We start from the raw sequence: 13,416 nt of genomic DNA, 5'->3' as shown, positions 1-13,416 counted from the left end.
TCTTCCCATCCCATTCGCGCTCCTGGAGCGATCCATCCACGATCCAGACTCAGGGGCTCCGTAACGGGGGTCATCCATCCCGCGACGTCCTGTTGCTGTCCTTTCCCTCCCGACCTGCTTCGTGCCGGGTCCGTGGAGGATCCGAGCCCCAGGTTGAGAACTCGCCCCCTGAGCCCCGACGGATCGAGCGGGTCGTCCCCGCCAGTCCTGCCTCGCCTCCCTTCTGCTCCGCCCCTCTTCCTTTTCGCGTCGTTTCCATGAGCCCAGTCGCCGCCAAGGCCAAACTCGCCGTTCCTGAAATCCTGGCCACCGTCACCGCCAGCGGTGAAGTGACGCCGATCGAGCCGGCGGCTGCGGCAGCCTCTGCGACGGCCAGAAAGACGCCTCCCCGCGCCAAGGCGGCGGCGAAGCCTGGGGCCAAAACCGCTCCGAAAACCGCTCCGAAAGCCGCTCCGAAAGCCGCTCCGAAAACCGCCGCCAAAACTGCCCCCAAGACGGCAGCGAAAACTGCCGCTAAACCCACTGCGGCCCAGCCCGCGGTGGTGGTCCTCGAGGAGGGCCTCAACGGCGTTGATGACCAGCCGGAGTCCGGCGCCGACGCCCCTAAGGAGGCCAAGAGCGCCAAGGCCCTGGCCGGCATCAAGGTGGGGCCCAAGGGGGTCTACACCGAGGATTCGATTCGCGTCTATCTCCAGGAGATTGGCCGTATCCGTCTGCTCCGGCCCGATGAGGAGATCGAGCTGGCCCGCAAGATCGCAGACCTGCTCGAACTGGAGGAGAAGGCGGCCGAATTTGAGGCCGACAAGGGCCATTTCCCCGACAGCAAGGAATGGGCGGGCATCTTCGACATGCCGCTGATCAAGTTCCGTCGGCGTCTGATGCTGGGCCGGCGGGCCAAGGAAAAGATGGTCCAGTCGAACCTGCGACTGGTGGTGTCGATCGCCAAGAAATACATGAACCGGGGGCTTTCCTTTCAGGACCTGATCCAGGAGGGCAGCCTCGGCCTGATTCGTGCCGCTGAGAAGTTCGACCACGAGAAGGGCTACAAGTTCTCCACCTATGCCACCTGGTGGATCCGCCAGGCGATCACCCGCGCGATTGCCGACCAGAGCCGCACGATCCGGCTTCCCGTTCACCTCTACGAGACGATCTCCAGGATCAAGAAGACCACCAAGACCCTCTCGCAGGAATTCGGCCGTAAGCCCACGGAAGAAGAGATCGCCGAGAGCATGGAGATGACGATCGAGAAGCTGCGCTTCATCGCCAAATCGGCCCAGCTGCCGATCTCCCTGGAAACGCCCATCGGTAAGGAGGAAGACTCCAGGCTGGGCGACTTCATCGAGGCCGACATCGAAAATCCTGAGCAGGACGTGGCCAAGAACCTGCTGCGGGAAGACCTCGAAGGTGTCCTGGCCACCCTCAGCCCCCGCGAGCGTGACGTGCTGCGTCTGCGCTACGGCCTGGATGATGGCCGGATGAAGACCCTGGAAGAAATCGGCCAGATCTTCGACGTGACGCGCGAGCGCATTCGTCAGATTGAAGCCAAAGCACTTCGCAAGCTGCGCCATCCCAACCGCAATGGTGTTCTGAAGGAATACATCAAGTAGCCGCCCATTGACAGCCTCCACATAAGGGCAACCCTCCTGATGATTGAAGCTGGTGATGTGTTGCGGCTGTCGGTGGTCCTGCCCACGTTCAACGAATGCGACAACGTTGAACCCATCGTCAGCTCATTGCTGTCGTTGGGAGATCAATATGATCTTGAATTGCTGTTCGTTGATGATGACTCCAACGACGGAACATCCGATAAAATCCGTCAGCTGGCCCATCACCATGACAGCGTCAGGCTGATCCGCAGGGTGGGGCGTTTCGGCCTCTCCAGTGCCATCAAGGAAGGCATTCTCGATGCCACCGGTGATGTCGTGGTGGTCATGGACAGCGATGGCCAGCACGAACCTGCCTCCGTGGCCCACGCCGTTTCAGCACTTCTGGAAGGTGGTGGCGATCTTTTGATCGGCAGCCGCTTCCACCATCAGGCCAGCATCATGGGCCTGAGCGAGCAGCGCGAGCGGAACTCCACTTGGGCCAATGCGGTGGCCCGCTTCAGCTTGCCCCGTTACCGCCATCTCACCGACTACATGAGCGGCTTCTTCGTTCTGCGTCCGGAGCGGTGCCTGCCTTTCGTCCGGCAGGTGGATGTCAACGGGTTCAAATTTCTTTACGAATTGCTGGCGCTCAGCCACGGTCACCTGGTGGTGGCGGAGATGCCGCTGCGATTCCAGCCCCGCAGTGCTGGCGAGTCGAAGCTGAATGTGGCGGTGATCTGGGATCTTGGCGTCTCGATCCTGCATACCCTGCTGTTGCGGATGGTGCCGCGGCGGGCCGTCAGCTTTGCCCTGGTGGGCGCCACCGGCATCGGTATTCACCTGCTGGTGTTCGCCCTGATGCAGCAGCTGGCCGGACTGGGCTTCGAGCAGGCCCAGGTGGTGGCGGTGGTCTGTGCCGGCTGCTCCAACTATCTGATCAACAACGTGCTGACCTTCCGCTCCCAGCAGCTCAGCGGCATGGCGCTGGTGTTCGGTCTGATCCGCTTTCTGCTCGTCACATCTCTGGGGATGGCGGCCAACGTCGGGGTGTCCTCCGCCTTCTTCCGCCAGGTCACTCCGCAGCCGCTGCTCGCCCTGCTGGCGGGGATCGCCGTCGACTTCGTCTGGAAGTACGCGGCGTCCTCCCGTTTCGTCTGGAACACCCCCTGAGCAGGGTCCGCCGTCAGCCGTTGCCCACGCTGGCGGCGCCCGGCCTTAACTTTCTCTTGACCTGGCGTTCATCAAGGGATGGTGTCTGCTGCCCACGGGGCCCTGCCGGAGCGTGCCAGCGCCCGCATGCACCGGCGGATGATCTGGGTGCTGACCGGCTTCTGGCTCCTGCTGCTCTGCTGGCTGGCCTTCTTCCAGGGCCTGGGCAGCCTCGGTCTGATGGACAAGACCGAGGCCCTGTTCGTGGAGGTGGGCCACCAGATGCTGGAGCGGGGCGACTGGATCACCCCCTGGTGGAACGGCGAGCGCTTCTTCGATTACCCCGTCTGGGGGTACTGGATGGTGGGCCTCAGCTTCCGGTTGTTCGGGGTCAGCGAGTGGGCTGCCCGGCTGCCGGTGGCCCTCGCCGCCAGTGCCGTGGTGGTGGCGGGCTTCGGCCTGATGCTGGCCTGGTCCCCGGCGGGCGAAGCCGGCCGGCCACGGGTGCTGCGGGCGGCGGTGGCGGCTGGGGTGATCGCCACGACCCCGGGCTGGATCGGCTTTGGACGCACCTCCACCACGGACATGTTCCTGTCCAGCGCCATCAGCCTGGCGTTGTTCGGCTTCCTCTTGGCCCATCGCCACCGCAGCGACCCCTGGCGGGCTGACCTCGGCCGGGCGGCCATGGCGCTGTTCGCGGCGATCGCTGTCCTGGCCAAGGGCCCGGTGGGTCTGTTGTTGCCCAGTCTGGTGGTGGTGGTCTTCCTGCTGCTCACGGGCCATTGGCGGGCCTGGCTGCGCTGGCGTCCGTTGCTGGCCATGGTGGCCCTCTTCCTGGGGGTGAGTGCCCCCTGGTACATGGCGGCGGCCGTCGTCAACGGCGCTGACTTCCTGGGTGGGTTCCTGGGGTTCAGCAACCTGCAGCGCTTCACCACGGTGCTGTACAACCACCCCGGTCCCCCCTGGTTCTACCTGCCCTGGCTGGTGCTGCTGGTGCTGCCCTGGTCGCTGTTCCTGCCCCTGGCGATCGCGGCCCAGGGTTTCTGGCAGCCGGGCCGCTGGCGGATGGCGAAGCGCGACGCTGCCGAAGCAGCCGCCCCGGCGGAACTGGGCCTGTTCCTGCTGCTGTGGCTGGTGCTGGTGGTGGCCTTCTTCTCCGCCGCCGCCACCAAGTTGCCCGGCTACATCCTGCCGGCCCTGCCGGCGGCAAGCCTGCTTGTGGCGCTGCTGTGGCTCCCGCTGCCGGGGTTGGGCGCCGGCAGGGCAGGGGCAGGGGTGCGGATCGCCGCTGCCCTCGAGGTGCTGCTGCTGGCGGCGATGGCGGTGGCGGCGGCCCTGGCCCCTGGGTGGGTGGCGAGCGATCCCGCCTATCCGGAGTTCGCTGCGGCCCTGTCACGGTCCGGCCTGCCGTTGCTGCTGTCCCTGTGTCTGGGGCTCACGGCCCTGGCCCTGCTGGTGCTGCTGCTGCGTCCGGCGGCGACCGGCTGGTTGTGGCTGCCCAGCCTGGCCGGCTTCCTGGCGGTGCTGGGCCTGGTGATCGCGCCCCTCGGCCCCCTGCTCGACCGTGAGCGCCAGCTGCCCCTGCGTCAGATGGCCCGTGGGGCCAAGGCCGCCGCCCAGCCTCATGAGCCGCTGCTGATCGTCGGCACCATGCGCTACAGCCTGCTCTTCTACGGCGAGCCCGAGGCCGTCTTCGTCTCCGATCGCGTCCACATCGCCCAACTGGCGCTGCAAGACCCCGCCTCCCTCAGGCTCACACCGGCCAGTCGGTCGCTGCGGCTGCTGGGTGATCGTCGCGATCTCGAGGGGCTGGGCCTGCCCGCGGAGGCTGTCGAGCGCCTGTCCCGCGCAGGCGAGCTGGCCCTCTGGCGTGTGCCCCGTCGCTACTTGGTGCCGTGATTCATTTCCGTCTGCTGCCGCGCGACAAGGTCCTGGTGCCGGCCTGCCTCGCCCTGTTGGTGGGGCTGTTTGAGGCCGTGGCCCCGGGCCGACCCCTGGCGTTGCTGGATGACGCCGTCCTGGTCTGGCTCGGTAATCACCTGCCCGTCTGGTTGGGGGATGCTCTAACCCAGGTGTACAGGGCCACCGGTGTCGGCTTCACCGCCGTCCTGGTGGCGATGGCGCTGATCCATCTGCTGCTGCGCAAGTGGTGGAAGGATCTGCGCCTGCTGGTGATGGCCACCGGCGGCATCCTGGCCCTGGTGGATCTGGTGTTCAAGCCCCTGTTCAGCCGACCGCGCCCCCCCGGCAGCCTGCTGCCGCTTGATGGCCACAGCTTCCCCAGCGGCCATGCCGCCGGGGCCGTGGCCTTCTACTTCGCCATGGTGGTGATCCTGGGGTCCCACCATCCCCGCGTGCGGCGTCTGCTCACGGTCGCCGCCTGTCTGCTGGTGGGCCTGGTCTGGCTCAGCACCCTTTACGTGCGCGCCCACTGGCCCACGGATCTGCTGGCGGGGGCCGCCCTCGGGCTGGCCTGGCTGACGGTGTGTCTGGCCTTCTGGCGGGAGCCGGTCGCCGCAGACCTTCAGAGTGGCACGGTTCCATCGCTGCGATCCCTTGACGACCGACCTGCCCACCTCCGGCCTGGCCGCTCTGAGGGGACTCCGATCAGCCCCTCATCTCGACGGGGATCAGGCCCGCCTGCTGCGTGAGGAGCTGATCCCCCTGCTCGGGGCCTGTGGCTGGTTCACGGTCGGCATCATGGCGCCGTCGTCGTCGTCGGCGGTGGCGGCCCTGCGTGAGCTCGAGGCGACCCTCGCCTGGCCGACCCTGCAGCCAGGCGACGCCGGTGAGGGGGAGCCCGGTGGGGTGTTCCTGAAGGGCAACCAGCGCACGGGGGTGTTCCACGTGCGCCGGGAGGAGGGCCTCGGCGAGGGGATTCTGATCACCGGGCAGGAGGGCTCCGATCCGGCCGCCGAGGACACCTGGGGTCCCCTGCCGCTGGATCTGTTCGCCTGATCCCATCAGCTGATCACGTTCCGTCCGCCGGCCGGAAGCAGGGTCAGGCCGGTCCCTAGGCTGATCGGCTGTTGCCTGGCAGCCGTCGCTGCCGCCCGAAGCGTCCAATGGCCAGCTCCACCCTGCGCATCGCCTCCCGCCGCAGCCAGCTGGCCATGGTCCAGACCCACTGGGTGCGGGACGAACTCACCCGGGCCCACCCCGAGCTGACGATCGCGATCGAGGCGATGGCCACCCAGGGGGACAAGATTCTCGATGTGGCCCTGGCCAAGATCGGCGACAAGGGCCTGTTCACCAAGGAACTGGAGGCCCAGATGCTGGTCGACCGGGCCGACATCGCCGTGCACAGCCTCAAGGACCTGCCCACCAACCTGCCGGAGGGGCTGATCCTGGGCTGTATCACCGAGCGGGAGGATCCCGCCGATGCCCTGGTGGTGCATGAACGGCACAAAGAGCTCAGCCTCGCCACCCTGCCCGAGGGCAGCGTGGTGGGAACCAGCTCCCTGCGCCGCCTGGCCCAGCTGCGTCACCACCACCCCCACCTGACGTTCAAGGACGTGCGGGGCAACGTGATCACCCGCCTGGAGAAGCTCGACGCCGGCGTCTACGACTGCCTGATCCTGGCGGCCGCCGGTCTCAGCCGGCTGGGCCTGGGTGAGCGCATCCACGAGCTGATCGATCCGTCGATTTCGCTGCATGCCGTGGGCCAGGGGGCCCTGGGCATCGAGTGCCGCGCCGGTGACCAGGCCGTGCTCGACACCATCGGCGTGCTGGAGCACCTGCCGACGGCCCGTCGCTGCCTGGCCGAGCGCTCCTTCCTGCGCAGCCTGGAAGGGGGTTGTCAGGTGCCCATCGGCGTCAACACCCACTTCGAGAACGACCAGCTGGTGCTGACCGGCATGGTGGCCAGCATCGACGGCCAGCGGCTGCTGCGCGACAGCTGTCGTGGTCCGGCCAGCGACCCCGAGGCGATCGGCCTGGCGCTGGCGGGAACCCTGCGGGCCCAGGGGGCCGGAGAGATCCTGGAGGAAATCTTTGCCACCGTCCGCCCCGGAAGCTGAGGCCAACGGTCACCGGGCTCCAGGGCCGGAGGCCGATCGCGGCCTCCCTTTCCAATGGAACCTGCTGGCCTGGGCGGCCCTGATCGGCACCCTGACCGGCCTGGCGGTGGTGGCGTTCCACGAACTTCTGGGCTTCATCAACAATTTTCTGTTCGGCCCGTTCGTGGAGGGCCTGCTGGTGATCGGGCGTTCCAGCCCTGCTTCCCCCGCCGACCTGCCGCCGATCGACCTGCCACCGCTGGCGCCCGACAGTGGCACCCCCCTGCGGGCCCTGCTCCAGCTCGGTCTCGATGGCATCGGCCTGCTGGCGAAGCCACCGCTGCCACCGCCCGAACCCACGCCCATCAGCCAGGCCACCGCGCCCGACTGGCTGGCTCTCTGGCCGGTGGTGGTGGTCCCGACCCTGGGCGGTCTGGCGGTGGGCCTGTTGCGTCATGGGGCCGGCAGCATCGGCCCGGGACTGTCGAGCCTGATGGCGATCGCCGATGGCCGCCAGGGCGGCGAGCCGCGCCTGCCCTGGCTGCGGCTGGTGGCGGCCTCCCTGAGCCTGGGCAGTGGCGCCTCCCTCGGGCCGGAGGGTCCGAGCGTGGAGGGCGGCGGCAACATCGGCCTATGGGTGGCCCTCAAGGCCCGCCTCTCCCCCCAGGCCCAGAAGGCGCTGGTGGGGGCCGGGGTGGCGGCGGGCCTGGCGGCCGGTTTCAAGGCGCCGATCGCCGGCGTGTTCTTCGCCTTCGAGGGCAGTTACAGCGCCATCCCTGGACGGCCCAGCCTGCGGGCGGTGCTGGTGGCGGCGGTGGCCTCAGCGCTGGTCACCCAGCTGTGCCTTGGTGATACGCCGATCCTGCGCCTGCCTGCTTATGAGGTGCGCTCGCCCCTGGAGCTGCCCCTGTATCTGGGGCTGGGCCTGCTGGCCAGCCTGATGTCGTGGCTGCTGATCCGGCTGCTGGCGGCGGGCCGGGGCGAGCGGGTGCAGTCCGTGGTGCGGCGGCTGCCGCCAGGGATGCCCACAGCTCTGGGGGGAGCGGCGCTTGGGGCCATGGCCCTGGTGTTTCCCCAGGTGCTGGGCGTCGGCTACGACACGATCGAAGCGCTGCTGGGCCGGGACGGCGGCATCCCCCTGCTCACCCTGGTGGCCCTGATCGGCGTCAAGCTGGTGGCCACCACCGTGAGCAACGCCACCGGCTTTGTGGGCGGAGGCTTCGCGCCTTCCCTGTTCCTGGGCGCGGTGCTGGGCAGCTGCTATGGCCAGGCCCTGGGCAGCGGCGGCCTCAACCTGCCGGTGGCCGAACCTCCGGCCTACGCCATGGTCGGCATGGCGGCGGTGCTGGCGGGCAGTGCCAGGGCGCCGCTCACGGCGTTGCTGCTGTTGTTTGAGCTCACCCGCGACATCCGCATCGTGCTGCCGCTGATGGCGGCGGCCGGCCTCAGCGCCGCCCTGGTGGAGCGCTGGCAGGGCATCCACGATCCCGGCCTGATGGGCCCTGATCCGCTTGAGGAGCGGCGCCGCGGCCAGCTGGCTGCGATCGGCGTGGAGGAGGCCTTCGATCCGGAGGAACCCCTGGTGCTGCCGGCGGCGATGACGGCTTCAGCCGCCCTGGCCAGGCTCCTCGACAGCCATGGCCATGGACTGCTTGTGGAGCAGGACGGACTGGTTCTGGGGCTGGTGACGATCGGCGACCTGCAGAGAGGGCTCTCCTCCGACGTGCACCGTCAGGGGCCGCTGTGCCTGGCGGACTGCGTGCGCACGGACCTGGTATGGCTGCCGATGGGGGTGAAGCTCGATCGGCTCGAAGATCAACTGGGACCCAATGGTCTGCGGCAGCTGCCGGTCTTCGAGCTGGAGGGAGGATCTGGGGATCACCTGCCCCACGGCTTGCCTGCCGGGGGGCTTGCCGTGGAGCGGTTGCGGGGCATGGCCAGCCGTGACGGCATGGCCAGGGCCCAGGCGCGCCGTTTTCAGGCGGCTTCGGAGCGGCCCTCCATCAGGGCCTCGGCGAAGGGGTCGACCTGAGAAAGCAGCCCGAGAATGCGCTGCAGATCCAGTTCGGAGAGTTCGCCATCGTTGCCCCATTTCAGCGACGTGCTGTTCAGCTGGTCGGTGGTGAGGGGGTTGCCGGAGTTGAACATGGAAAGGGGACGGCCTGGAAGGGTGCCGCTCGGGATCGGTTTTTTGAGATTAGGTGTTTGCACCCAGACATCAAACCCTCCCAGGTCAATCTCCAGAATCTTTTCGGTCGCTGACCGTTTCCCCGGGATCACCCTGCAGCGTTCAGGGTTTCACCACCACCGGCGTTCCCACCTCCACCTGGTCAAACAGGGCACGCACATGGGGGGTGAGCATCCGGACACAGCCGTTGGTGACGGCGGAGCGGGAGGTGACGGTCCAGGCCCAGGCGCTCGGGGTGCCATGGATGCCGTACTGGTTGGGGCCGCTGCGCTTGAAGCCGATCCAGCGATCACCCAGGGGGCCATTGGGACCCTTGGTCGCGTTGACCTTGCCGCTGGCGGTGCTCTGGTACTGGGGATTGACCACCTTGGTCTGCACCAGGAAGCGTCCCTTGGGGGTGGGGTTGGCGGCATCACCGATGGCCACCGGCCAGCTGCCCAGCACCTTGCCGTTGTCGCGCAGGCTGATCGTGCGCTTGCCCAGTTCCAGCACGATTTCCTTGGTGCTGGTGACGGCGGCTGTGGCCGGTGTCGTGGCCGGCACCTGAACAGCCGGCGCGATGACCGGGGCTGTGGCCGGCGCTCCTGAGGCCATTGCGGCGCTCCCGCCGGTCGTCAGAAGCAGGGCAAGGACGAGGGAACGCGACATGGATGCAGTGGGCTCAGGGAGGACGCCGGGTGGCGGAGGCGGGGGTTGTCAGTCGACCAGAGAGGGGTCAATGACCGTCATGTAACGATCTTCGCATTCCTTGATGATCCGTACCGCTTCGCCGGTGTCGTGGAAGCCGTTGACCTTGCAGGTGCCGGGCTTTTTGAGATCCTTGTAGTGCTCCCAGTAGTACTGGGTCTCCTTCAGCCAGTGCTCCCCCAGCTGGGTGTAGCTGGTGATGTGATCCATGCGCTTGTCGTCGGCCAGCACGGCAATCACCTTGTCGTCCACTTCGCCGCCATCGTCGAAGCACATGATGCCGATGATGCGGGCCTCCACCAGGCTGCCGGGCACCAGGGGTTCGGTGACGCCGACGATCTCGATGTCGAGGGGATCACCGTCCTCGTCCCAGGTGCGGGGAATGCAGCCGTAGGCAAAGGGATAGGCCAGGGAGGAGTAGCCGACCCGATCCAGCTTCAGGTGGCCGGTTTCGTTGATCAGCTCGTATTTGTTGATCGTGTTGGAGTTGAGCTCCACGATGGCGTTGAGCCGCAGCTCGGACTCATCGGCGAAGGCCGGCAGCACATGCAGCAGGTTCAGCATGGTGCGGCTGGGGGCGTGGTCGATGTTCGCCATGGTGGGGTCTTTTCTGCGGCGGCATCTTAGGCAGCAGGCCCCGGCAGAGCCGCTTCAGGTTTCCCCGCCCAGCTGGTCCACCTTGCTGCGCAGGTAGGCCAGAAAAGCGTCCGAGCTCAGCGGCCGGCCCGTGACCTGCTCGACCAGCTGCTCGGCGTTGACCGAGCGGCCCAGGGGCCAGAGGCTCCGGGCGAGCCACTCCTGCAGCGCCGACTCCTGGCCTGCCGCGACAAGAGTTTCGATCGGGCCGATCTGCTGCTCCAGGCTCTCGGAGATCTGGGCGCTGATCAGATGGCCCAGGGCATAGGAGGGGAAATAGCCGAACAGGCCCTCGGCCCAATGGATGTCCTGCAGGCAGCCTTCGGCATCGCCGGGCGGCACCAGGCCCAGCAGGTCCTTGAAGCGCCGGTTCCACTGCTCGGGGAGTTCCTCCACCGGCAGGTCCTGCTCCAGCAGCGCCAGCTCCAGCTCAAAGCGCAGCACGATGTGCAGGCTGTAGCTGAGTTCGTCGGCTTCCACCCGGATCAGGCCCGGCCGCAGCGGGTTGAAGGATCGCCAGAACCCGCGGGCGCCGCCCCAGGGATCGGACCCCAGGCCCTGGCAGAAGCGCGGATGCCAGCGCTCGGCGAAGGCACGGCTGCGGGCCACCCGGCACTCCCAGAACAGCGACTGGGACTCGTGCACCCCCATCGAGGTGGCTTCCCCCAGGGGCCAGGGGAAGAAATGGTCGTCCGTGCGGGGCAGACCCTGCTCATAGAGGGAGTGGCCCCATTCATGGGCGGTGGCCAGGAAGGCCGACAGCGGCTGGCCGCGTACGACGCGGGTGGTGATGCGGAAGTCCTCGGGGCCCACGGTGCAGGAGAAAGGGTGGGCGGAGCGGGAGCGCTGGCAGCGGCGGCCGTCGTAACCCCAGCCGTCGAGCAGCTCGCTGCAAAGGATCTCCTGCAGGGCTTCCGGCAGGTCGAAGGCCTGGGCCTGGCTGGGGGCAGGGGCGGCTGCCACCTGCTCCAGCAGGCCGGGCAGCTGGGCCGCCAGCGGCGCGAACAGCTCCTGGAGCCGCGCCTTGCTGATGTCGGGCTCGAACGGCTGGGCCAGGATTTCCCAGGGGCTGCGGGCCACGGCTTCGGCCGCCGCCAGCTGGCTGGCCTGCTCGCGGCGCAGCTCGATCAGCTGCCGCAGGGCCGGCGCGAAGGCGGAGAAGTCGTTGGCGGCCCTGGCCTGCTGCCAGACCGCATTGCCCCGCGACTGGGCCCGGGCCAGGGCGGTGACCAGCGCCGGATCGAGGCAGCACTGGCGGTCGAGTTCCAGACGCAGCAACTGCAGGTTGCGGCGCTGCTGCGGGGGCGCGTCAGAGCCGAGCTCGGCTTCGGCGGCGGCCACCAGGTCGGCGTAGGCCGCACTGCTCTGGCGCTCGTGCAGCTGGGCGGCCAGCAGGGCCAGCTGCTCACCGCGCCAGGCGGCACCGGCGGCGGGCATCACCGTGTTCTGGTCGTAATAGAGGGTGCTGCTGATCGACCCCAGCAGGCGGGTGGTGTGCAGGTGCTGCTGGAGCTGGTCGAGGGCTGGAGCCGCTGCGGGCATGGGATCGGTCGAGCCGGTGGAGCCAGCATGGCGCCAGGGGGATGCTGCCCTGGGTCCACATCCGGACTAATCTCGATACATGTTCGAACCCTCGATGGGCAGCGTCCGCTATGCGCACCGTCAACGTTCATGAGGCCAAGACCCAGTTCTCGCGGCTGATCGACGCCGCCCATGCCGGTGAAACCATCCTGGTGGCGAAGGACGGCAAGCCCTGGGCGCGGCTGGTGCCGCTGGATCCGGATCAGCCTCGCCGCCAGCCCGGGGTGCTGCGTGGGCGACTGCAGCTTCCTGCCACGGACGTGCTCCTGGCCCCCCTGCCCCCCGAGGAGCTCGACGCCCTCGATGCAGCGCTGCCCCGTTGATGGCTGCGTCCCTCCTGCTGGATACCCATGCCCTGCTCTGGTGGTTGGTGGAACCGGAGAAGCTCTCCGGGATCGCCCAGAAGGCCATTGGCGATCCGGCGGCGGCCATCTTCGTGAGCGCTGCCTCCGGCTGGGAGATCGCCACCAAAGCCAGGCTGGGCCAACTTCCTGGCGCCGAAGGACTGCTTCTGGATCTACCTTCCCTTGTGCAGCAGCAGGGCTTCCAGCCCCTTGCCGTGCAGTTGCATCACGGTGTTCGCGCTGGCGCTTACCCCCAGGCCCATCGCGATCCGTTCGATCGGCTGCTGGCGGCCCAGGCGGAGCTGGAGGGTTTGCAACTGGTGAGCATCGACCCCGCCTTGAGCACCTTCCCCTGCCGCTTGCTCTGGTGACGGATGGATCCCAGCCCTGCGGCAGCTCCCCTTCGAACAGGAACAGCTCGCGGGGGAAGTGATGCACCGTTCTTCAATTCTTGCTGGCGGGGTCGATGCCCTTGCCTCGGCCAAAGAGGGAGCGGTCGCGGCCCAGCACCCGCGCCAGGGCCGTGCGGCTCAGCTCCAGCTCGTCGGACGCTCGCAGCACCGCCCGCAGCAGCAGCTGGCCATCCGTGGGCGGAGCCACAGCGGTCTCCACCGGAGGCGGGCGATCAACCCGTGGCAGGACTCTGCTGTATCTGCATCAAAGTTGGCTCTGTTGCGGCGAAATCAGCAGGCTGCAGAACAGGGGTGATCGGCGGCAGGGTCTCGATTGTGCTGCTGTCGCTGATCTGGGAATCGTGCTCCAACGTCACCCCAATCGGGTTTCCCTGGGCATCGAAATCCAAGATCAGGTTGTCGCGCACAGCCTCAGAGCTGCTGCTCACCCGATCGGCCAGTTCGATGTAGAGAGTGTCGGTATCCGGGAACTAGCGGATCTTCATGGCGCGGGGGGCGCAGCGGAGGGTGGTTGTTGCAGACGGTTTTGTGCTCTGAGGAAACCCCGATCAATGAAGGCGTTGTGAACAGTCTCCCGGTCTTCAAGAGTCATGACCCTGGGCGCACGATTCTGTGCTTCCGGCACCAGGCCCCACAGGGCAGGGCGTCCATTCGCCTGACGGCGCTCTTCCAGTGGCTGGGCCAGCACGCGCAGGATCCAGGCCTCCTCGATACCAGGGTGTTTCTGGCACACCACATCCAGGAAGTAGGCCGTCGTCTTCAACTCCCACCTCAATCCCCTCCCTTGCAGATCGGTGAGCGGACGGCGGAGCAGATCAGCCTTCCTCTGGCCGC

General features: G+C 67.7%; 15 protein-coding genes and 1 pseudogene. 9 read left to right on the top strand and 7 right to left on the bottom strand.

The window, feature by feature from the left end:
• Positions 1 to 257 precede the first annotated feature (257 nt).
• From rpoD to KBZ33_RS03255, 7 genes are all read left to right on the top strand, one after another.
• On the top strand, positions 258 to 1,607 hold the full coding sequence (gene rpoD, locus KBZ33_RS03285) for an RNA polymerase sigma factor RpoD (protein WP_254950404.1): 1,350 nt from the start codon (positions 258 to 260) through the stop codon (positions 1,605 to 1,607).
• A gap of 39 nt (positions 1,608 to 1,646) precedes the next feature.
• The gene (locus tag KBZ33_RS03280) at positions 1,647 to 2,756 is read left to right on the top strand and encodes a glycosyltransferase family 2 protein (RefSeq protein WP_254950406.1); all 1,110 of its coding nucleotides are present in this window, start codon (positions 1,647 to 1,649) and stop codon (positions 2,754 to 2,756) included.
• A gap of 78 nt (positions 2,757 to 2,834) precedes the next feature.
• On the top strand, positions 2,835 to 4,634 hold the full coding sequence (locus tag KBZ33_RS03275) for a glycosyltransferase family 39 protein (protein WP_254950408.1): 1,800 nt from the start codon (positions 2,835 to 2,837) through the stop codon (positions 4,632 to 4,634).
• On the top strand, positions 4,631 to 5,386 hold the full coding sequence (locus KBZ33_RS21580; protein ID WP_254950410.1) for a phosphatase PAP2 family protein: 756 nt from the start codon (positions 4,631 to 4,633) through the stop codon (positions 5,384 to 5,386). Before KBZ33_RS03275 ends, KBZ33_RS21580 begins: the two co-directional genes overlap by 4 nt.
• Positions 5,292 to 5,693: a DUF1824 family protein gene (locus KBZ33_RS03265; RefSeq protein WP_254950411.1), complete on the top strand. Its 402-nt coding sequence runs from the start codon at positions 5,292 to 5,294 to the stop codon at positions 5,691 to 5,693. The genes KBZ33_RS21580 and KBZ33_RS03265 overlap by 95 nt, the downstream gene beginning before the upstream one ends.
• A 107-nt stretch (positions 5,694 to 5,800) precedes the next feature.
• Positions 5,801 to 6,754 (top strand): hydroxymethylbilane synthase, encoded by a 954-nt coding sequence (hemC, locus tag KBZ33_RS03260; RefSeq protein WP_254950413.1) that lies wholly within the window; start codon positions 5,801 to 5,803, stop codon positions 6,752 to 6,754.
• On the top strand, positions 6,729 to 8,765 hold the full coding sequence (locus KBZ33_RS03255) for a chloride channel protein (protein ID WP_254950415.1): 2,037 nt from the start codon (positions 6,729 to 6,731) through the stop codon (positions 8,763 to 8,765). Before hemC ends, KBZ33_RS03255 begins: the two co-directional genes overlap by 26 nt.
• On the opposite strand, the gene KBZ33_RS03250 is transcribed toward KBZ33_RS03255, so the two are convergent.
• From KBZ33_RS03250 to KBZ33_RS03235, 4 genes are all read right to left on the bottom strand, one after another.
• A complete protein-coding gene (locus KBZ33_RS03250) occupies positions 8,711 to 8,881 on the bottom strand; it encodes a hypothetical protein (protein ID WP_254950417.1) in 171 nt (56 codons plus the stop codon). The two genes, KBZ33_RS03255 and KBZ33_RS03250, sit on opposite strands and share 55 nt — an antisense overlap.
• A 142-nt stretch (positions 8,882 to 9,023) precedes the next feature.
• Positions 9,024 to 9,569: a L,D-transpeptidase gene (locus tag KBZ33_RS03245; protein ID WP_254950419.1), complete on the bottom strand. Its 546-nt coding sequence runs from the start codon at positions 9,567 to 9,569 to the stop codon at positions 9,024 to 9,026.
• A gap of 48 nt (positions 9,570 to 9,617) precedes the next feature.
• Positions 9,618 to 10,205, bottom strand: coding sequence for an inorganic diphosphatase (locus KBZ33_RS03240; protein WP_254950421.1), 588 nt, complete (start codon positions 10,203 to 10,205; stop codon positions 9,618 to 9,620).
• A 54-nt stretch (positions 10,206 to 10,259) separates the two neighbouring features.
• The gene (locus tag KBZ33_RS03235; RefSeq protein WP_254950423.1) at positions 10,260 to 11,786 is read right to left on the bottom strand and encodes a carboxypeptidase M32; all 1,527 of its coding nucleotides are present in this window, start codon (positions 11,784 to 11,786) and stop codon (positions 10,260 to 10,262) included.
• Positions 11,787 to 11,896: 110 nt separating this feature from the next.
• Here KBZ33_RS03235 and KBZ33_RS03230 point away from each other — a divergent pair, with 110 nt between their 5' ends.
• The gene (locus KBZ33_RS03230) at positions 11,897 to 12,148 is read left to right on the top strand and encodes a type II toxin-antitoxin system Phd/YefM family antitoxin (protein WP_254950426.1); all 252 of its coding nucleotides are present in this window, start codon (positions 11,897 to 11,899) and stop codon (positions 12,146 to 12,148) included.
• Positions 12,148 to 12,540 carry a type II toxin-antitoxin system VapC family toxin gene (locus tag KBZ33_RS03225; protein WP_254950427.1) on the top strand — a complete coding sequence of 131 codons (393 nt, stop codon included), beginning with the start codon at positions 12,148 to 12,150 and terminating at the stop codon, positions 12,538 to 12,540. The genes KBZ33_RS03230 and KBZ33_RS03225 overlap by 1 nt, the downstream gene beginning before the upstream one ends.
• Before the next feature lie 73 nt (positions 12,541 to 12,613).
• Here KBZ33_RS03225 and KBZ33_RS03220 read toward each other — a convergent pair whose 3' ends face one another.
• From KBZ33_RS03220 to KBZ33_RS03210, 3 genes and pseudogenes are all read right to left on the bottom strand, one after another.
• Positions 12,614 to 12,781, bottom strand: coding sequence for an antitoxin Xre-like helix-turn-helix domain-containing protein (locus tag KBZ33_RS03220; RefSeq protein WP_254950429.1), 168 nt, complete (start codon positions 12,779 to 12,781; stop codon positions 12,614 to 12,616).
• Positions 12,782 to 12,794: 13 nt separating this feature from the next.
• Positions 12,795 to 13,040 (bottom strand): annotated as a pseudogene (locus KBZ33_RS03215) (DUF2283 domain-containing protein); the annotation flags it as partial.
• 23 nt (positions 13,041 to 13,063) lie between these two features.
• Positions 13,064 to 13,345, bottom strand: a complete 282-nt coding sequence (locus KBZ33_RS03210) for a hypothetical protein (RefSeq protein WP_255011518.1) — start codon at positions 13,343 to 13,345, stop codon at positions 13,064 to 13,066.
• Positions 13,346 to 13,416: the final 71 nt, after the last annotated feature.

Source organism: Cyanobium sp. Cruz-8D1 (genome assembly GCF_024345975.1).
Taxonomy (GTDB): domain Bacteria; phylum Cyanobacteriota; class Cyanobacteriia; order PCC-6307; family Cyanobiaceae; genus Cyanobium.
The sequence above is the reverse complement of the archived record's forward strand: the minus strand, read 5'-3'. Positions and strand labels throughout refer to the sequence as shown.

What these genes read in the sequence shown, in the direction of transcription:
- KBZ33_RS03225 (WP_254950427.1), top strand. Translation starts at nt 12,148, where the DNA reads ATGGCTGCGTCCCTCCTGCTGGATACCCATGCCCTGCTCTGGTGGTTG.
- hemC (WP_254950413.1), top strand. Translation starts at nt 5,801, where the DNA reads ATGGCCAGCTCCACCCTGCGCATCGCCTCCCGCCGCAGCCAGCTGGCC.
- KBZ33_RS03245 (WP_254950419.1), bottom strand. Translation starts at nt 9,569, where the DNA reads ATGTCGCGTTCCCTCGTCCTTGCCCTGCTTCTGACGACCGGCGGGAGC.
- rpoD (WP_254950404.1), top strand. Translation starts at nt 258, where the DNA reads ATGAGCCCAGTCGCCGCCAAGGCCAAACTCGCCGTTCCTGAAATCCTG.
- KBZ33_RS03250 (WP_254950417.1), bottom strand. Translation starts at nt 8,881, where the DNA reads ATGTTCAACTCCGGCAACCCCCTCACCACCGACCAGCTGAACAGCACG.
- KBZ33_RS03240 (WP_254950421.1), bottom strand. Translation starts at nt 10,205, where the DNA reads ATGGCGAACATCGACCACGCCCCCAGCCGCACCATGCTGAACCTGCTG.
- KBZ33_RS03230 (WP_254950426.1), top strand. Translation starts at nt 11,897, where the DNA reads ATGCGCACCGTCAACGTTCATGAGGCCAAGACCCAGTTCTCGCGGCTG.
- KBZ33_RS03280 (WP_254950406.1), top strand. Translation starts at nt 1,647, where the DNA reads ATGATTGAAGCTGGTGATGTGTTGCGGCTGTCGGTGGTCCTGCCCACG.
- KBZ33_RS03275 (WP_254950408.1), top strand. Translation starts at nt 2,835, where the DNA reads ATGGTGTCTGCTGCCCACGGGGCCCTGCCGGAGCGTGCCAGCGCCCGC.
- KBZ33_RS03235 (WP_254950423.1), bottom strand. Translation starts at nt 11,786, where the DNA reads ATGCCCGCAGCGGCTCCAGCCCTCGACCAGCTCCAGCAGCACCTGCAC.